Here is an 18,935-nt window from a genome sequence, read left to right on the forward strand (position 1 = left end):
CGGTCGGCTCCGGTGCGGCTCCGATGCGGCTCCGGCGCGGCTGCTGACCAACGTAACCCGTGATGACCTTCTCCTCAGGGGTTGGTTCGAGCGGCGGTGCGGCGGGTGCGGGTCGGATGCGGGTCGTCGCGCCCACGCGGTGGAGCCGCACACCGACCGGCCTCGCGCCCCTCGCGGGGGCGCCGCCCTCAGCCCTTCTTCTTGGCGTCCGCCCACCGGTGCTGGGCCGCCACGTCCGCCTTCACCTCCGCCAGCTGCACGGCGACCGCGCTCGGTGCCGTACCGCCGCGGCCGTCGCGGGAGGCGAGGGCACCGGGGACGTTGAGGACCGTACGGACCTCGGGGGTCAGGTGGGCGGAGATCTTCGCGAACTGCTCGTCCGTGAGGTCGTCCAGCTCCTTGCCGTCGGCCTCGGCCACCTTGACGCACTCCCCCGCGACCTCGTGCGCCACGCGGAACGGCACGCCCTGCCTGACCAGCCACTCGGCGATGTCGGTGGCGAGCGAGAAGCCGGCCGGGGCCAGCTCCTCCATGCGCTCGCGGTGGACGGTGAGGGTGGCGATCATGCCGGTGAAGGCGGGGAGCAGTACTTCCAGCTGGTCGCAGGAGTCGAAGACCGGCTCCTTGTCCTCCTGGAGGTCGCGGTTGTAGGCGAGGGGCAGGGCCTTCAGGGTCGCCAGCAGGCCCGTCAGGTTGCCGATCAGGCGGCCGGACTTGCCCCGGGCCAGCTCGGCGATGTCCGGGTTCTTCTTCTGCGGCATGATCGACGAGCCCGTGGAGAACGCGTCGTGCAGGGTGACGAAGGAGAACTCCTTCGTGTTCCAGAGAATGATCTCCTCGGCGATCCGGGAGAGGTTCACCCCGATCATCGCGGTGATGAAGGCGAACTCGGCGACGAAGTCGCGGGAGGCCGTGCCGTCGATGGAGTTGCCGACGCTGCCGTGCTCGAAGCCGAGGTCCTCGGCCACCGCCTCCGGGTCCAGACCGAGCGAGGAGCCCGCGAGCGCGCCGGAGCCGTACGGCGACACGGCCGTCCGCTCGTCCCACTGCCGCAGCCGCTCGGCGTCCCGGGCCAGGGACTGCGCATGCGCGAGGACGTGGTGGGCGAAGAGCACCGGCTGGGCGTGCTGGAGGTGGGTGCGGCCGGGCATCGCGACGTCCGGGTGGGCCTCGGCGAGGCCGATCAGGGCGTCCTGGAGGTCGGCGATCAGGCCGCCGATCGTCCGGGCGTGGTCCCGCAGGTACATCCGGAAGAGGGTCGCGACCTGGTCGTTCCTCGACCGGCCCGCGCGCAGCTTGCCCCCGAGATCCGGGCCGAGGCGCTCCAGCAGTCCGCGCTCCAGGGCGGTGTGGACGTCCTCGTCGGCGATCGTGCCGGTGAAGGAGCCGTCGGCGACGTCCGCCTCCAGCCGGTCCAGCCCGGCGATCATCCGCCGCAGCTCGTCCTCGGTGAGGAGCCCCGCCTTGTGCAGCACGCGCGCGTGGGCACGCGAACCGGCGATGTCGTAGGGCGCGAGCCGCCAGTCGAAGTGGACGGACGCGGACAGCTTCGCCAGGGCCTCGGCGGGACCGTCGGCGAAACGGCCGCCCCAGAGCCGTACGTCACCGCTGTTGCTGCTCACTTGCGTTGCTCCTCGGAAGATGTCTTCGTGCCACAGACGTCTGTGTGCGACCGCCTCCCCACCCTTGCAGGCGAGGAGGCGGCTGTCAGGCTGATGCGTGTGAGGTGACCGGGAAGCCTCAGGCCAGGTCCCGCTTGGCGGCGATCTTCGACGACAGGCTGTAGATGTCGATGAAGCCCTTGGCCGCGGCCTGGTCGAAGGTGTCGCCGGTGTCGTAGGTGGCGAGGTTGAAGTCGTACAGGGACGACTCCGAGCGCCGGCCGGTGACGACCGCGCGGCCGCCGTGCAGGGTCATCCGGATGTCGCCGGTGACGTGCTGGTTGGCCTCGTTGATGAAGCCCTCCAGGGCGCGCTTGAGCGGGGAGAACCACTGGCCGTCGTAGACCAGCTCGCCCCAGCGCTGCTCGACCTGCTTCTTGTAGCGGGCCAGCTCGCGTTCGACGGTGACGTTCTCCAGCTCCTGGTGGGCCGTGATGAGCGCGATCGCGCCCGGAGCCTCGTAGACCTCGCGGGACTTGATGCCGACGAGGCGGTCCTCGACCATGTCGATCCGGCCGATGCCCTGGGCGCCGGCGCGCTCGTTGAGCTGCTGGATGGCCTGAAGGACGGTGACGGGCTTGCCGTCGATGGCGACCGGGACGCCCGCCTCGAAGCTGATGATCACCTCGTCGGCCTCGCGCGGGACGGCCGGGTTGGAGGTGTACTCGTAGATGTCCTCGATCGGCGCGTTCCAGATGTCCTCCAGGAAGCCCGTCTCGACCGCGCGCCCGAAGACGTTCTGGTCGATGGAGTAGGGGGACTTCTTGGTGGTGGCGATCGGGAGCTGCTTGGCCTCGCAGAAGGCGATCGCCTTGTCCCGGGTCATCGCGTAGTCACGGACCGGGGCGATGCACTTCAGGTCGGGGGCGAGGGCGACGATGCCGGCCTCGAAGCGGACCTGGTCGTTGCCCTTGCCGGTGCAGCCGTGGGCGACCGTGGTGGCGCCGTGCTTCTTGGCGGCGGCGACGAGGTGCTTGACGATCGTCGGCCGGGAGAGGGCGGAGACCAGCGGGTAACGGTCCATGTACAGGGCGTTGGCCTTGATCGCCGGGAGGCAGTACTCGTCGGCGAACTCGTCCTTGGCGTCGGCGACCTCGGCCTCCACCGCGCCGCACGCGAGGGCGCGCTTGCGGATGACGCCCAGGTCCTCGCCGCCCTGGCCGACGTCGACCGCAACGGCGATGACCTCGGCGCCCGTCTCCTCGGCGATCCAGCCGATGGCGACGGAGGTGTCCAGACCGCCTGAATAGGCGAGTACGACGCGCTCGGTCACGGGTTTCTCCTCACAGTGCATTCGCTGACATGCATGAGTATGCAGGGTTCCGCATGTTTCGTCAATCAGCGCTCCGGGCGACGCGCGTACACCCGTCGATCGGGTGAATTGTTAGACAGGCGAACGAATCACGGCGATACTCGGCAGACATGGGAAAGACCTACGAGCGCATAGACGGCAGACTCCGCTCCTTCATCGAGCGACAGCCCCTCTTCTTCACCGCGACCGCCCCGCTCACCGCCGACGGCACGGTCAACCTCTCCCCCAAGGGCCTGACGGGATCCTTCGTCGTTCTCGACGAACTCACGGTGGCCTACCTGGACTTCGCCGGGTCCAACGCCGAGACCATCGCCCACCTCAGGGAGAACGGGCGGATCACACTGATGTGGTGCGCCTTCCAGGGCCCGCCGAACATCGTGCGCGTGCACGGCCGGGGCGAGCCGGTCTTCCGCGACGATCCGCGCTTCCCGGAACTTCTCTGCCGGTTCCCGGACATCGACCACACCGCGCACGGCCTGCGCGCGATCATCGTGGTGCACGCCGAGCTGGTGCGGGACACCTGCGGATACGCCGTCCCCTACATGGCGTACGAGGAGGACCGCGACCTGCACGCCAAGCGGTTCGCGCGCGAGGACGACGCCTCGCTGGACGCGTACTTCACCAAGAAGGAGCACGTCGCGACAAGCCTGGACGGCCTACCCGGGCTGCCGTTGCCGTTGCCGCCGTCTACCGTCTGAGCCATGCGCCCCGGTGTGGTCCTCGCCCTCGTCTCCGCCTCCTCCCTCGCCCTGCTCGGCGCCGCGCCCGGTACCGGCCCGGCGCCGCTGCCGGCGGAAATGGCGGACACGGGCGGCGGCAGCCAGCTGATCCTCGCCCAGGCCCCGGACACCAGCGCCACCGAGGGCACGGTCAGCTGGTGGGACCTCCGGGACGGGCAGTGGACCCAGGCCGGATCCGCGCCGGCCCGCTTCGGGTCCGGCGGGCTGGTGGACGGCGACACCCGCAAGCAGGGCACGAACACGACGCCGACCGGGCTGTACGACCTCCCCTTCGCCTTCGGGATCAAGACGGCGCCGGACGGGACGGCGGTCGCGTACCGGGCCGTCAAGGACAGCTCCTGGTGGTGCCAGGACAACGACTCCACCTCGTACAACCGCTGGGTCGATCCCCTGCCCGCGGACTGCCGCGCCGCCGAGTCCGAGCACCTCGTCGACTATGCGGCCCAGTACGCGTACGGCCTGGTCATCGGCTTCAACTACGACCGGCCGGTCCGGGGGCGCGGAGCCGGGATCTTCCTTCACGTCAACGGCGAGGCGGCGACGGCCGGGTGCGTGTCGGTGCCGGAGGACGCGATGCGGCGGCTCCTCACCTGGGCCGATCCCAGGGCGAAGCCTCACGTCGCGATCGGGACGGAGAGCGGGGAAACGGCGCTCACCCGCTACTGAAGCCCGCCCGGCAACGCCACGCTCCACGAACTCCGCGGACCCGAACTCCTCGGCCCGCGAACTCCGCGGACCCGAACTCCTCGCTCCCTGGAACGCGGACCTGAACTCCTCGGTCCATGGACTCCGCGGCCTCCGAACTCCCTTTCCCCGCCGCGTTGTCGGTAGCTGATGCCATCATGGTTCCCTGCTGGTGGGAGGGGACATGGCACGAAGGCACGACGCTGCGCCGGCCGGCGCCGGGCGGGCGCCCGCGACGGCGGGTTCCGGGCCGCTCGCGGATCGCCTCCGCAGCCGCTTCGGCAGCGACAGCCGCAGCCGCAGCCGCAGCCGCAGCATCATGCCCGATGCCTTCCGAGTGGACGACGCCGTATGACCCAAGCCCCTGCCCGGGCCCATGACTTCTCCACGGTCTACGCCGAGGAGGACCTGGGCCCGACGACCGCCCCCTTCACCCGCCGCCGCTCCCCCGCCGGGGACGCCATCGTGGTGGAGGGCGCCTGCCCGCGCTGCCACGGCAGTACCCGGACCGAGTACCGGCACGGCCTGCCCGGTACCGGCACCAAGGGCCTGCTGTCGTGGCTCGCCGGCCGCACAGCGCCCCCGGGGGACGACGCGGAGGCCCTCGCCCGCGAGGTGTACTTCTGCGAGTGCGGACACCCCCACCCGAACCTGCCGCCGGACGCCCCCGCCGGCTGCGGTGCCAGCTGGCGGATCACCACGCTCCTGCAAGGCGGGACCGCGTGAGTGCCCAGACCGACCGCCGGTGGGCGCAGCTCGCCCGGGAGCTGGAGTTCACCCAGCTCCCGGAGCTGCGGCGGCAGGCGGAGGGCTGGCGCAACGGGCTCGCCGGTCTCACCGCGCTGCTCACCGTCCTGGTCACGCTGAAGGGCCGCGACGACCTCGCCCAGCTGCCCGGCACCGCGCGGCTGGCGGCGAGCGCCGCCCTCGGGGCCGCGTTCCTGCTCTTCGTCGCCGGCTCGGTGCTCGCGGTGCGCGCCGCGCACGGCCACCCCGGCGACCGGGTGCTGCTCGCGGGCCAGTCGCTGCGCCGCTGGACGGAACGGGAGATCGTCCGGGTCAGCCGGGCCCTGCGGTACGCCTCGCTGTGCTCCGGGGCGGGGCTCGTCCTGGTGGCCGGCGCGGTCGTCGTGGCCTGGGTGACCACCGAGTCGCCACCGGACCACCTGGTTCGGGTCACGACGACGTCCGGCGAGCGCTGCGGGGAGTTCGTCGGCTCCGGCCGGGACGGGGTCGTACTGGAGATCGCGCGGGACGGCGGCCACGAGCGGCTCGTGCTGTCCGCGCGCACGGTGCTGGCGGTGACTCCGGCCGGCACCTGCGGTTCGGCACAGTGACGGGGGACGGGATGACCACCACACGCACCGCCCTGCTGATCGGGGTGGGCAGCACACCGGACGCCGGCCACCGGTTCGACCCGCTGGAGGATCCGGTCCGCGCGGACCAGCGGCTGCTGGCCGCCTCCCTCACGGCCTCCGGGTACGTGGTGGAGACGCTGTACGACGCGACCCGCGCGGAGATCGTCACCCGGATCGACGAGGTCGCCCGCGGCGTCCCGGCCGACGGAACCCTGCTGCTGCACTTCTCCGGGCACGGGCTGCGCATCGGCGCCACCGACTACCTCGTACCGTCCGACGCCCGTGCCCCGCAGGACGGCGACGGCTGGCGGCCCTCGTACCTGGAGTCCCTGCTGCCCGCCGACATCAGCCCGTACCTGGCCGACTGCCCGGCGCGGACGGTGCTGTGGCTGATCGACGCGTGCCGCGACCAGCACGCCGACACCACGACCGTCTTCGGCAGCAGCGTTCTGCGGGGTCAGCCCGAGGGGCGGTTCGCCGTACTGACCGCCGGCCGGGCGGGCCAGCGCGCCGGCTACACCGCGGAGGGCAGCTTCTTCACCACGGGGCTGGCCGAGGCGTTCGGGCCGATGACCGTGGCGCGCACCGTGCAGGAGGTGTTCGACACGGCCCGGCGGCACGCCATGCGCTCGGCCCGCCGGCTGCTGGGCGAGCAGCAGGAGCCGCAGATCTACTACGGCGGTGAACTGGGCGACGAGGCGCGGGCCACGGTCGTCTGCGAGGGGCGCCGGCTGCTGGAGGCGTGGCGGGAGGCGGTGGCGGAGACCACCCTGTGGGAGCGGGTGCCCCCGGAGGAGGCGGGCTGCGTGCCACGGCTCAAGGAGGCGCTGACACGGCTCGTCGAGGACTGCGCGGTCACCGTCCACCGGGTGCAGGAGCGCATGCCGGACCCGTGGGCCGACGACGACTTCCCCGTACGGCTGCTGCGTGACCGGCTGCCGGACCTGCTGCCGAAGACGGTGTCCCTGTCCGCACTGGAGGCGGCGGCACTGGTCGCGGCGCCCTTCCTGCACGAATCCGCCTGGGCCGGGCGGTTCAGTCACGCGGCCGAGATCTCCGCGTACTCGGTGGGGCGGCAGGAGGACGCCGACGCCTGGCGACGGCACTACGAGCAGGTGGCCGCCGGTCACCCGCACATCGCGCGGAAGGTGTCCCGGTGCGTGGACGACGACCGCCTCGACGACGCGCACGGCGTGGCGCTGTGGCTGGTGCACCGCTGGATCGCCGAGCTGTTCGAGACGGCCGAGGAGCCCGTGCCGGAGGCCGGGTCGTCCGGGCTCGCCGCCGTGTTCCTGGGCCGCGGCGAGAGCGAGCACCCTACGGCCGAGCTGTCCCGGGCCCTGTGCGCCATCGCCGCCGGCATCACCCTGGGCGGCCCCGCGGCCGACGGCCAGGATCTGGAGTTCCCCGTGCCCGGCGGCGGGCGGCAGTCGCTGCGGTCGGCCGAGCTGGCCGCGCTGCTGCACCTGGCCTCGTCCCTGGCCCTGGACGCGCGCCGGCTGCCCGAGGTCTTCGCCGAGCATCTCGCGGTCTTCGACCCGGTCCTCCCGCAGGAGGCGGTGCACGCGGCGCGCGCGGTGCACTGGCGCACCGCCGAAGGGGAGCTGCATTTGGACGCGGCCTGCCGGCACCCCGCGCTGCACGCGGCCCTCGCTCAGGTGGCCGAGCGTGCCGACGAACTCGCGCGCGCCCTGCGGGAGTCGGCGCGCCGCCTGCCGCCGTCCCGTTCCGCCGTGCTGTCCGGGGTGCCGTCGCGCGTCACGGACCGGGGCCTGCGTCCCGTGGAGGAGCGGGGCCGCAGGGCGTACGACGTCCCTCTGCTGCGCTTCCAGCTCGCCCAGACGGAGGTGCGCGAGCTGCTGATGGGTGAGCGTCTCTACGACGGCGAGCCGGCCCTGGCACTGCGCGAGCTGTACCAGAACGCCATGGACGCCTGCCGCTACCGCGCGATGCGGGGCCGCTATCTGCAGGCCAGGGGCGACCGGCCCGGCCCCTGGACGGGGCGGATCACGATCGTCGAGGGCGAGGACGAGCGCGGCCGGTACGTGGAGTGCCGGGACAACGGCGTGGGCATGGGCCTGGAGCAGCTCCGGAGCACGTTCACCATGGCGGGGCGCCGGTTCGAGCAGTCCCGTGCGTTCCGCAAGGAGCAGGCGGACTGGCACCGGCAGGACCCCTCGCTGCGGCTGTATCCCAACAGCCGGTTCGGCATCGGGGTGTTCAGCTACTTCATGCTCGCCGAGGAGATGACGGTCGTCACCCGGCCGGTGGGCGTCGACGGGATACCGGGGCCGAAGGCGCTGCGGGTGGAGATCCCCGGCAGCGCGAACCTCTTCCGGATCCAGGTGCACGAGGACGCGGGCGACAGCCACCTGGAGGGCGGCACCCGCATCCGGCTGTACCTGCGGGACTCGGTCCTGCGGGCCGGGCTGTCGGCGGTGGCGACGCTGCGCCGGCTGGTTCTGATGAGCGAGTACGAACTGGAGGTGCGGGACGGCTCCGGGCGGGGGCACCGCTGGGAACCGGGCCTGCTGCAGTACACCTCCGAGGGCGGCGAGAGGGCCTTCGTGGAGGGCGTGCCGGCGGTGCTGTGGTGGGTCGACGGGGAGGGTGCCGTCCTGTGCGACGGCATCGCGACCGACCAGCGGCCCTTCGGCTACGTCCTCAATCTGACCGGTCCGCACGCGGGCGAGCTGAGCCTGAGCCGCAAGCAGCTCAAGGCGTACGACCGGGCCTGGGAGCGGGAGCAGTGGGCGCGCGGCGCGCCGGCGCTCGCCTCGTGGCCGGGGCTGAGCATGCCGTGGCTGTGGCGGCTGGAGCGGGAGAGTCTTGCCACCGCCCGGGTGCTGTGGGGACAGTGGCGCGGCAAGGGGGTCACCGTGCGGCAGGCACCGGGGGACCCGGCCGTGGACCTGGATGCGGTCGGCTGGTACCAGTTGGACGAGGACCTGGGCAGAACCGGTAACTCGTCCCCGAGTGCGGAACTGCGTCGGCTGACGGCGCCGTGGCGCAGAGCGGTTCTGCGACGGCAACAGCCGTCCCGGCCGTCCGCTGCCCCTCCTGCCGCGCTGGCCGGATTCGCGGTCCCGGGGCCAGGGTGGTCGGGCGCCGCGAAGGACGGACCGGAGGGCTGGGACAGCAACTGGCCCTACCCGGTACGGCCCGAGGACTGGCGCTCGCTCGTCGCGGTCGCCCACGAGCTGGACGCGACGGTTCTCGACGTTCTGCGGGTCCGCCGCGCCCTGCGCCTGGCCCACCCCCGGCTGGGTCCTCCGCCCGTACAGGCAGGAGACCTGGACTGGAAGCCGAACGTGTTCGACCTGTACCTCGTGGAAGCGCTGCTGAGCGTCCCCGCGACCAGGGGCGAATGGAGGTTGCGGGGGCACAACGACTACATCCATCCCGCTGACGACCTCGGCGGCATCGTGCGCGCGTCCCTCGGCCGCCTGACGTTGGGGCAGCTCGTCGAGAGGTGCTCGCGCTACCGGCCCTTCCTGACGGCGCCGGTGCCGTCCGTGCCACCGCACCACAAGGACCATGTCTGCGACGGGAACGACCTGGCGCTTCTGTATGTCCAGGACGAGCTGTCGGGGTGGCGTCCGACGCGGCGGCCGTGGGACGTGCTCGCGGTGGCGCGGGCCCTCGGCATCGACCCCGCGGAGGCCATCGACCGGCTCGCGCGTTTCACGTGGCTGGGCTGGACCGTGCCGGACGTGGACGACGTCGGGCGGTGGGCCACTGTGCCGCCCGCCGTCCTGGCAGTGCTGCGGGAGTTCTGCGTGCCCGACACGTCCGGGGGACTCACGGTGCCCTGGGGAGCGGCCTTCGCCCTGGCGGCCGACCTGCACGACTCGCTGGACAGCGCCGAGCGGGAACTGGGCCGTTGGTCGGAGTCACTCGGTCTGACCCACCGACGGCACCACCAGGGTGGCTCGCAGGCGCATCGCCTGGTGCCGAGCCCGTCGACGGCGGCCATCGTCCGCAGGGCGCAGTCGGCGGGCCTGTACCTCGAAGAGGGCCTGAGCCTTCGCGACCTGGCCTACGTCCAACCGCCACAGGGCATCCCTGCTGCCGTCATCGCCGCCGACGAGTTGCGCGGGGCGGGTGTCGACCTGCCTGCCGTGGCGGGCGAGCTGCTCGGGGCCTGGGGCACCATGCCGATGCCCAGCCGTGCCGCGTTCTCCGCTGCCGACCTGTCCTGGCCGGGTGTCGACTACCCGGTCCTGCCCACGGCGGAGGTGCTCTTCGCGTCGAGCGTCAACCTGAAGACATCCCTGGCCGACGTCTGGGCAACCGCCCGGCGAGAGGCGCAGCGGTTCGGTATCGGCGTCCCCGGCCTCCCGGCCGGACTGCGGGACTTCCGTCCGGGGCCGCACGAACGCGACGCGCTGCTCGACCGGGGGGTCGCCTACGAGGACGACGACTGGTTCGAGTCGCCTCGTTGGGCCCCCCTCACGGGTCAGGCCCTCGCGGTCTACGCCCGCTCCCGGCGTTCCGGCGTCGGAGGGGCCTACCAGCGCCTCGCCCCGTTCAGGGAACTCGGCGCCCTCGTCCCCGGCCTGTCGCCGCGGGACGTGGCACGGCTGCCGTCCGCGGTGCCCGACCCGGCGGACGTCCTTGCCCTCGGGGCCGGGCACCGCGTCTCCGAACGCGGGGACCCGCTCTGCCCCCTGGACCTGGTCAGCCTGGCCGGCCGGCTGGGCGAGCCCGTCGCCCGGACCTGGCGGCGCATCGCCCCCTACCTCCCCTTCGAGCCGCCCCCGGACCTCCCGTCGGACGCCGTGCCCGACGTCCTCCCGCTCTGGCAGGACCTCATCCTGCTGTCCCGGGACGTGGACGGCGCGCTCCCGGCGCTCCACGGACGGGTGGAGGCGGAACACCTACGGTTCGCCGCGCATGCGGTCGGTGAGAGCGAGGGCTGGGCGCGGGAGCGGCTGGCCTTGTACGCCGGCTTCTTCCGGCTGGAGCTGTGACCGGCGTTACCGACGGTCACTCCCGTTCGCGTCCGGCTCCGCAGGGCGCTGAACGCTCCCGTGGCGGCACACGTATCTGAGGGCCAAGGGCCAAGACCCCGGAGGAACCGTGACCACCACGCTCGCAGGCGGACGTGCCGCCCGCCGTCAGACGATGCGCCGCATCCGCCCGCGCCGATCCCCGGCCGTCCCGCTGCTGCTCGCCGTCTGGGCGGGCGCGGCGGCCGTGCTGTGGCTGTGGTGGCACAACACCCCCTCCATCGCCGACGACACCGGCCGGATCCTCAACGCGGGCCGGATCACCGGCCTGCTGGCGGGCTATCTGATGGCGCTGGTCGTGTTGCAGATGGCGCGCGTCCCGGCGCTGGAGCGGCGGGTCGGCTCCGACCGGGTGGCCCGCTGGCACGCGATGAGCGGCCGGTACACGCTCAGCCTGATCGTGGCGCACGTCTTCCTCACCATGTGGGGGTACGCACGCCAGGCCGGCAAGTCGCTCGGCGACGTCGTCCAGCAGACGATCGACTCCGTCGAGCAGCTGCCGGACATGGGGAAGGCGGCGATCGGCACCGGTCTGTTCGTGGTCATCGGGCTCACGTCGGTCGGGCCGGTCCGCCGCCGGCTGCCGTACGACGCCTGGTACCACGTGCACCTGCTGACGTACGCGGCGGTGTTCCTGACGTTCTGGCACCAGATCACCACCGGCAACGACTTCGCCGTCGAGCCCGCCGCCAAGACCTTCTGGTACGGCCTGTACGGCGCGGTCACCGCGCTGGTCGTCTGGTACCGCGTCCTGACCCCGATCCGGCTGAACCTGCGGCACCGCATGCGCGTCGAGGCGGTCGTCGAGGAGACGCCCGGCATCGTCTCGGTGCTGATCGGCGGGCGGAAGCTGCACCGGATGGGCGCGGAGGCGGGCCAGTTCTTCCGCTGGCGCTTCCTCGCGCCGGGGATGCGCTTCAGCTCGCACCCGTACTCCCTGTCGGCCGCTCCGCGCCCCGGCATGCTGCGGATCACGGTGAAGGCGATCGGCGACCACAGCGCCCGGCTGCGGGAGCTGACGCCCGGGACCCCGGTGTGGGCGGAGGGCCCGTACGGCGCGCTCACCGCGCAGCGCCGCAGCCGCGGCAAGGTGCTGCTGGTCGCGGGCGGGGTGGGCATCACGCCGATGCGCGCGCTGTTCGAGACGCTGCCGGGGGCGGCCGGTGACATCACCCTCCTCTACCGGGCGAACACCACCCAGGACCTGGCACTGTGGGACGAGCTGGCGGCGATCGCCGAGGAGCGGGGTGCCCGGCTGATGTACGCCGTGAACAGCCCGGAGGGCGAACGTCCGGACATCTCCGCGGAGAACCTCCAGCGGAAGGTCCCGGACATCGACCGGCACGACGTCTTCATGTGCGGCCCGCCCGGGTTCGCGCAGTCGGTGTACGAGGCACTGCGCGGGGCGGGGGTTCCCGCCCGCCGTATCCACCACGAATCGTTCGAGATGTGAGCGGAGCTGCGAAAGCGATGAGGAAGAGCCAACCCGTCCGACGGGTCGTGCTGGCCACCGCCGCGACCGTGTCCGGTGTCGTGCTGCTGCTGTCGCTGAAGCCGGCGTCGGACCCGGCAGCGGCGGCGGGCGCGGCCCCGCAGCGGACGGCGGCGGGGCAGGAGTCGCCGCAGGGCGGTGCCCAGGCCGCCGCCGGCTCCGGCACGGTGACCGGTGACGCGGCGCAGACGCAGTACGGGGCCGTGCAGGTACGGCTGACCGTGCGCGAGGGCAAGATCACCGAGGCGGAGGCCGTCCAGGCGCCCAAGGGCGGCCTCAGCGACCAGAAGACCCAGCTCGCCGTGCCCAGGCTCAACCAGGAGGCGGTGGCGGCGGGGAGCGCGGACATCGACGCCGTCTCCGGGGCGACGTACACGAGCGAGGGCTACAAGAAGTCGCTTCAGTCCGCGCTCGACAAGGTGAAGCCGGCGGCTTCGGGTTCCTCCGGTTCGCACGCGGGTACGTCCGGCTCCGCCGGGGGCTCCTCCGGCTCGGCGCGGGCGCGTACGGTCACCGGGGAGACGGCGCGGACCCAGTACGGGCCGGTCCAGGTGCGGATCACCGTCAGCGACGGGAAGATCACCCAGGCGGAGGCCGTCCAGGCGCCCAAGGGCGGCCTCAGCGACCAGAAGACCCAGCTCGCCGTGCCCAGGCTCAACCAGGAGGCGGTGGCGGCGGGGAGCGCGGACATCGACGCCGTCTCCGGAGCCACCTACACCAGTACCGGCTACCGGCAGTCGTTGCAGTCGGCCCTGGACCAGGCCGGTGGCTGACACGGTGACCGAGCCGGCGAAGGCACCCGCCGCGGTGCGTCACGCGGAGGAGGTCATGGGGACGGTCTTCTCCTTCGACGTCCGCGGCGGGGAGCCGGCCGCGGTACGGGCGGCGCTCGCCGACGCCGTCGCCGGGCTGCACCGGGCGGACGCGGTCTTCAGCACGTACCGCGAGGACAGCGAGGTGTCGCGGCTGGCGCGGGGGGAGTTGAGTGTCGCCCGGTGCGCTCCCGAGGTGGCCGATGTGCTGGAACTGGCGGCGGAGGCGGAGCGGGTGAGCGAGGGGTGGTTCAGTACGCGGTACCAGGGCTCGCTGGACCCCACCGGCATCGTCAAGGGCTGGGCGGCCGAACGGGCGGCGCGGGCGATCCTGAAGGTCGAGGGGGTGCACGGCGTCAGCGTCAACGGGGGCGGTGACGTGCAGCTGCTGGGTGCTCCGGATCCCCACCGGGCCTGGCGGGTGGGGGTGGCCGATCCGCTCCGGCCCGGCGGGCTGGCGGCGGTGTTCTCTGCGGCGGGCACGCAGGAGCTGGCGGTGGCCACGTCCGGTACGGCGGAGCGGGGAACGCACATCGTGGATCCGCGCACCGGTCGCCCCGCGGTGACGGACCTGCTGGCCGTGACCGTGGTGGGACCCCGACTGACGTGGGCGGACTGCTGGGCCACGGCGGCGTTCGCGATGGGTTCGCGGGCGGGACTCGCCTGGCTGGAGTCCCTGCCGGACGTGGAGGCCCTGCTGATCACGGCCGGGGACGAGGTGCGGTGCACCGGGGGGCTGGCAGCACGCCTCGGCTGACATGCAGCGCCCCGAGCACCACAGGAACCCACAGGACCAGCCACACCGAACCCCGAACGGCACCCCCGAAGGGGCGCGGGGAACGACGCGACCGACCACCCCGAACCCGCACCCGACTCCACCCAAACGGCACCCCAAAGGGGCGCGGGGAACGGCGCGACCGGCCCCCACACACCCGCACCCGACCAGCCGCCCCCGCCATCCCCTCAGCCGTCGTACCGCCGGCGGCGTCAGTGGCCGTTCTGGGCCAGCCGCAGCAAGTGGTCGGCCAGCGCCTGCCCCCCGCTGGGCTCCCGGCTGATCAGCAGCAACGTGTCGTCGCCGGCGATCGTGCCCAGGATGTCGTGCAGCTCCGCCTGGTCGATGGCGGAGGCCAGGAACTGGGCGGCCCCGGGCGGAGTCCGCAGGACCACCAGGTTCGCCGAAGCCTCGGCGGAGATCAGCAGCTCCTGCGACAGGCGCCGCATCCGCTCCTCTTTCGCCGACCCCCCGAGCGGGGCCCGGGGCGTACGGAATCCGCCCTCGCTCGGCACCGCGTAGATCAGGTCGCCGTCGGTGTTGCGGATCTTCACCGCGTTCAGCTCGTCGAGATCCCGGCTGAGCGTCGCCTGCGTGACGCTCAGCCCGTCGTCGGCGAGCAGCTTCGCCAGCTGGCTCTGCGACCGCACCGGCTGCCGGTTGAGGATGTCCACGATCCGGCGGTGCCGTGCGGTGCGGGTCTGCGGTACGGCGGGCCCGGCCCCCATGGCCTGCTCGTGCTCCTGCGCCTCGCTCATCGTCGTCTCATTCTCCGGATCGTCCGTCCCCGTCGACTGCGTCGAGGATGCCGGGCAGCGCCCGGAGCAGCGCACCCGCCTCGTCGTCGCGGAGATTCAGCGGCGGCATGAGCCGCACGACGTCAGGGGCGGGCGCGTTCACCAGGAACCCGGCCTCCTGGGCCGCCTGCTGCACCTGTGGCGCGCGCGGCCCGGTGAGCACGATACCCAGGAGCAGGCCCGCGCCCCGGACATAATCGATCAACGGGTGGTTCAGGGCCTCGATTCCCTCCCGCAACCTCTCGTTCTGCCGCTTGACGTTGTCCAGCAGGCCCTCGCCCTCGATGGTGTCGAGGACGGCGAGCCCGGCGGCGCAGGCGACGGGGTTGCCGCCGAAGGTGGTCCCGTGGTGGCCGGGCCCGAGCAGTTCGGCGGCCCGGCCGAAGGCCACGGTCGCGCCGAGCGGGAGTCCGCCGCCCAGCTGCTTGGCGAGGGTGACGACGTCGGGCAGCACGCCCTCGTGGGCCTGGTACTCGAACCAGGTCCCGGTCCGGCCGATGCCCGTCTGCACCTCGTCCAGGACGAGCAGCGCGCCGGTGGCGGCGGTGATCGCGCGGGCCGCCTTGAGGTAGCCGGCCGGGGGTACGACCACGCCGTTCTCGCCCTGGACCGGCTCGATGACCACGAGCGCCGTCTCCTCGGTGACGGCGGCGGCCAGCGCCTGCGCGTCACCGTAGGGGACGTGGGTGACCTCTCCGGGCAGCGGCCGGAAGGGGTCCTGCTTGGCGGGCTGGCCGGTGAGCGCGAGGGCGCCCATCGTACGGCCGTGGAAGCCGCCGTCGGCGGCGACCATGCGGGTGCGCCCGGTGAGCCGGCCGATCTTGAAGGCGGCCTCGTTCGCCTCGGCGCCGGAGTTGCAGAAGAAGACCCGGCCCTCCCGGCCGAAGAGCGACAGGAGCCGTTCGGCGAGGGCGACGGTGGGCTCGGCCATGAAGAAGTTGGAGATGTGGCCGAGGGAGGCGATCTGCCGGCTCACGGCCTCCACGACGGCGGGGTGGGCGTGGCCGAGCGCGTTGGTGGCGATGCCGCCGACGAAGTCCAGGTACTCCCGGCCCTCGGCGTCCCACACCCTGGTGCCCTCGCCCCGGACGAGGGGCAGGCGCGGGGTGCCGTAGTTGTTCATGAGGGCGCCCTGCCACCGCTGGGTCAACTCCTGGTTGCCGGTCACTGCGCGTCCCCCTCGTGCTCGTCGGGCACGACCATCGTGCCGATGCCTTCGTCGGTGAAGATCTCCAGCAGGATCGAGTGCTGGACCCGGCCGTCGATGACCCGGGCGGTCGTCACACCGCCTCGCACGGCGTGCAGGCAGCCCTCCATCTTCGGCACCATGCCGGAGCTCAGTTCCGGCAGGAGTTTCTCCAGTTGGGACGCGGTGAGGCGGCTGATCACCTCGTCGGAGTTCGGCCAGTCCTCGTAGAGGCCCTCGACGTCGGTGAGGACCATGAGGGTTTCGGCGCCCAGTGCCGCAGCGAGTGCCGCAGCCGCCGTATCAGCATTGACGTTGTAGACATGTCCGTCGTCCTGGGAGCGGGCGACCGAGGAGACGACCGGGATGCGGCCGTCGGCCAGCAGAGCCTCGATCGCGCCCGTGTCGATGGCGGTGATCTCGCCGACCCGTCCGATGTCGATCCGTTCCCCGTCGATCTCGGGGGTGTGCTTGGTGGCGGTGATGGTGTGCGCGTCCTCGCCGGTGAGGCCGACCGCGAACGGGCCGTGCTGGTTGAGCAGGCCGACCAGTTCGCGCTGCACGTGCCCGGCGAGCACCATCCGTACGACGTCCATGGCGTCCTCGGTGGTGACGCGCAGGCCCGCCCTGAACTCGCTGACGATGCCGTGCTTGTCGAGGGCGGCGCTGATCTGCGGGCCGCCGCCGTGCACGACGACCGGCTTGAGGCCGGCGTGCCGCAGGAAGACGACATCCTGCGCGAAGGCGGCCTTCAGGTCCTCGTTCACCATGGCGTTGCCGCCGAACTTGATGACGACGATCTTGCCGTGGTGCCGGGTCAGCCAGGGCAGCGCCTCGATGAGGATCTGCGCCTTGGGCAGGGCTGTGTGTTTGCGCGTCGTACCGCTTGTGCTGGAGTCGGTCATGAGGAGTAGGCGCTGTTCTCGTGGACGTAGTCGGCGGTCAGGTCGTTGGTCCAGATGGTCGCGGTCTCGGTGCCGGCCGCGAGGTCGGCGACGATGTGGACCTCGCGGTAGCGCATGTCGACCAGCTCGCGGTCCTCGCCCACGGAGCCGTTCTTGCAGACCCAGACACCGTTGATGGCGACGTTGAGCTGGTCCGGCTCGAAGGCGGCCCGGGTGGTGCCGATCGCGGAGAGCACGCGGCCCCAGTTGGGGTCCTCGCCGTGGATGGCGCACTTGAGGAGGTTGTTGCGGGCGATGGAGCGGCCCACCTCGACGGCGTCCTCCTCGCTCGCCGCGTTGATCACCTCGACCTGGATGTCCTTGCCGGCGCCCTCGGCGTCGCCGATGAGCTGGCGGCCGAGGTCGGCGCAGACCCGCCGTACGGCCTCGGCGAACTCGTCGTACTCCGGGGTGATGCCGGAGGCGCCGGAGGCGAGCAGCAGGACGGTGTCGTTGGTGGACATGCAGCCGTCGGAGTCGACACGGTCGAAGGTGACCTTGGTGGCGGCGCGCAGGGCCCGGTCCAGCACCTCGCCGTCCAGCTCCGCGTCGGTGGTGAGGACGACCAGCATGGTGGCGAGGCCCGGCGCGAGCATGCCCGCGCCCTTGGCCATGCCGCCGACGGTCCAGCCTTCCCCGGTGACCACGGACGTCTTGTGCACGGTGTCCGTGGTCTTGATGGCGATGGCGGCCTTCTCGCCGCCGTGCTCGGACAGCTGGGCGGCGGCCGTCTCGATGCCCGGGAGCAGCTTGTCCATGGGCAGCAGGACGCCGATCAGCCCGGTGGAGCAGACGGCGACCTCGATGGCGCCCCGGCCGAGCACTTCGGCCACCTTCTCGGCGGTGGCGTGGGTGTCCTGGAAGCCCTTGGGACCGGTACAGGCGTTGGCACCGCCGGAGTTGAGGACGACGGCCGAGACCTGGCCGCTTGCCAGGACCTGCTCGGACCAGAGCACCGGCGCGGCCTTCACACGGTTGGAGGTGAAGACGCCGGCGGCGGCACGACGGGGCCCGTCGTTGACCACGAGGGCCAGGTCGGGGTTGCCGTTCTCCTTGATCCCGGCGGCGATGCCCGCCGCCGTGAATCCCTTGGCTGCCGTGACGCTCACGGTGCGACTCCGATCGTGGAAAGCCCGGTGGTCTCGGGGAGACCCAGGGCGAGGTTCATGCTCTGGACGGCACCGCCCGCGGTGCCCTTGGTCAGGTTGTCGATGGCGCTGATCGCGATGATGCGTCCCACGGCGGCGTCGTACGCGACCTGCACCTGAACGGCGTTGGAACCGTGGACGGACGCCGTGGCGGGCCACTGGCCCTCGGGGAGCAGACGGACGAACGGCTCGTCGGCGTAGACCTTGTCGTAGGCGGCGCGGACGGAGTCCGCCGTCACCCCGGCGACGGCGGTCGCGCTGCACGTGGCCAGGATGCCGCGCGGCATCGGCGCGAGCGTCGGCGTGAAGGAGACGGAGACCCGCTCCCCCGCCGCCGCGCTGAGGTTCTGGATCATCTCGGGGGTGTGCCGGTGGCCGCCGCCCACGCCGTACGGCGACATGGAGCCCATGACCTCGCTGCCGAGCAGATGCGGCTTGGGTGCCTTGCCCGCGCCGGAGGTGCCGGACGCGGCGACGATCACCGCCTCGGGCTCGGCCAGGCCGGCCGCGTACGCCGGGAACAGGGCGAGGGAGACGGCGGTGGGGTAGCAACCGGGCACCGCGATGCGCTTGGACCCCTCCAGCGCGGAGCGGGCGCCCGGAAGTTCGGGGAGGCCGTAGGGCCAGGTGCCGGCGTGCGGGGAGCCGTAGAACGCCTCCCAGTCGGCCGGGTCCTTCAGCCGGAAGTCGGCGCCCATGTCGACCACGAGGACATCGGGGCCGAGCTGCTCGGCGACGGCGGCGGACTGTCCGTGCGGCAGCGCCAGGAAGACCACGTCGTGCCCGGCGAGGACCTCGGGCGTGGTCTCCGCCAGCACACGGTCGGCCAGCGGCAGCAGGTGCGGCTGGAGCGCGCCGAGCCGCTGTCCGGCGTTGCTGTTCGCGGTCAGGGCACCGATCTCGACCTCCGGGTGCGCGAGGAGCAGGCGCAGGAGCTCTCCGCCCGCGTATCCGCTCGCTCCGGCCACCGCCGCACGTACTGCCATGTCCACCCTCCTCTGGATGGCATGACTA

Annotated in this window: 15 protein-coding genes; 8 read left to right on the plus strand and 7 right to left on the minus strand. The window is 72.5% G+C overall.

The window, feature by feature from the left end:
- Positions 1–188: 188 nt before the first annotated feature.
- A complete protein-coding gene (gene argH / locus ACIGYR_RS22660) occupies positions 189–1,622 on the minus strand; it encodes an argininosuccinate lyase (RefSeq protein ID WP_391844581.1) in 1,434 nt (477 codons plus the stop codon).
- 118 nt (positions 1,623–1,740) lie between these two features.
- Positions 1,741–2,934 (minus strand): argininosuccinate synthase, encoded by a 1,194-nt coding sequence (locus ACIGYR_RS22665; protein WP_399600889.1) that lies wholly within the window; start codon positions 2,932–2,934, stop codon positions 1,741–1,743.
- Between the two features lie 149 nt (positions 2,935–3,083).
- Here ACIGYR_RS22665 and ACIGYR_RS22670 point away from each other — a divergent pair, with 149 nt between their 5' ends.
- The 8 genes from ACIGYR_RS22670 to ACIGYR_RS22705 all read left to right on the plus strand — a co-directional run bounded on the left by ACIGYR_RS22670 (position 3,084) and on the right by ACIGYR_RS22705 (position 13,828).
- The gene (locus tag ACIGYR_RS22670) at positions 3,084–3,671 is read left to right on the plus strand and encodes a pyridoxamine 5'-phosphate oxidase family protein (RefSeq protein WP_399600892.1); all 588 of its coding nucleotides are present in this window, start codon (positions 3,084–3,086) and stop codon (positions 3,669–3,671) included.
- 3 nt (positions 3,672–3,674) lie between these two features.
- Positions 3,675–4,379, plus strand: coding sequence for a L,D-transpeptidase (locus ACIGYR_RS22675; RefSeq protein WP_399600895.1), 705 nt, complete (start codon positions 3,675–3,677; stop codon positions 4,377–4,379).
- A 369-nt stretch (positions 4,380–4,748) separates the two neighbouring features.
- On the plus strand, positions 4,749–5,123 hold the full coding sequence (locus tag ACIGYR_RS22680; protein WP_391844571.1) for a hypothetical protein: 375 nt from the start codon (positions 4,749–4,751) through the stop codon (positions 5,121–5,123).
- Complete coding sequence (locus tag ACIGYR_RS22685; RefSeq protein ID WP_391844569.1) at positions 5,120–5,734, plus strand: hypothetical protein; 615 nt, start codon at positions 5,120–5,122, stop codon at positions 5,732–5,734. The genes ACIGYR_RS22680 and ACIGYR_RS22685 overlap by 4 nt, the downstream gene beginning before the upstream one ends.
- A gap of 11 nt (positions 5,735–5,745) precedes the next feature.
- Entirely contained in the window at positions 5,746–10,728 is a 4,983-nt protein-coding gene (locus ACIGYR_RS22690) for a caspase family protein (protein ID WP_399600899.1), read from the plus strand.
- A gap of 109 nt (positions 10,729–10,837) precedes the next feature.
- A complete protein-coding gene (locus tag ACIGYR_RS22695; RefSeq protein WP_391844565.1) occupies positions 10,838–12,220 on the plus strand; it encodes a ferric reductase-like transmembrane domain-containing protein in 1,383 nt (460 codons plus the stop codon).
- Between the two features lie 17 nt (positions 12,221–12,237).
- Positions 12,238–13,032: an FMN-binding protein gene (locus ACIGYR_RS22700; protein ID WP_399600902.1), complete on the plus strand. Its 795-nt coding sequence runs from the start codon at positions 12,238–12,240 to the stop codon at positions 13,030–13,032.
- Entirely contained in the window at positions 13,025–13,828 is an 804-nt protein-coding gene (locus ACIGYR_RS22705; protein ID WP_391844561.1) for an FAD:protein FMN transferase, read from the plus strand. The genes ACIGYR_RS22700 and ACIGYR_RS22705 overlap by 8 nt, the downstream gene beginning before the upstream one ends.
- Before the next feature lie 230 nt (positions 13,829–14,058).
- On the opposite strand, the gene ACIGYR_RS22710 is transcribed toward ACIGYR_RS22705, so the two are convergent.
- The 5 genes from ACIGYR_RS22710 to argC are packed head-to-tail and all read right to left on the minus strand — an operon-like array spanning position 14,059 to position 18,907.
- The gene (locus tag ACIGYR_RS22710) at positions 14,059–14,604 is read right to left on the minus strand and encodes an arginine repressor (protein WP_391844559.1); all 546 of its coding nucleotides are present in this window, start codon (positions 14,602–14,604) and stop codon (positions 14,059–14,061) included.
- Positions 14,605–14,611: 7 nt separating this feature from the next.
- On the minus strand, positions 14,612–15,811 hold the full coding sequence (locus tag ACIGYR_RS22715; protein ID WP_399600907.1) for an acetylornithine transaminase: 1,200 nt from the start codon (positions 15,809–15,811) through the stop codon (positions 14,612–14,614).
- Positions 15,808–16,734, minus strand: a complete 927-nt coding sequence (argB, locus tag ACIGYR_RS22720) for an acetylglutamate kinase (RefSeq protein WP_399600910.1) — start codon at positions 16,732–16,734, stop codon at positions 15,808–15,810. The genes ACIGYR_RS22715 and argB overlap by 4 nt, the downstream gene beginning before the upstream one ends.
- Positions 16,731–17,882, minus strand: a complete 1,152-nt coding sequence (gene argJ / locus ACIGYR_RS22725) for a bifunctional glutamate N-acetyltransferase/amino-acid acetyltransferase ArgJ (protein ID WP_391844554.1) — start codon at positions 17,880–17,882, stop codon at positions 16,731–16,733. Before argJ ends, argB begins: the two co-directional genes overlap by 4 nt.
- A complete protein-coding gene (gene argC, locus ACIGYR_RS22730) occupies positions 17,879–18,907 on the minus strand; it encodes an N-acetyl-gamma-glutamyl-phosphate reductase (RefSeq protein ID WP_391844552.1) in 1,029 nt (342 codons plus the stop codon). Before argC ends, argJ begins: the two co-directional genes overlap by 4 nt.
- Positions 18,908–18,935: the final 28 nt, after the last annotated feature.

This window comes from Streptomyces sp. NPDC053076 (genome assembly GCF_044546845.1).
Classification (GTDB): domain Bacteria; phylum Actinomycetota; class Actinomycetes; order Streptomycetales; family Streptomycetaceae; genus Streptomyces.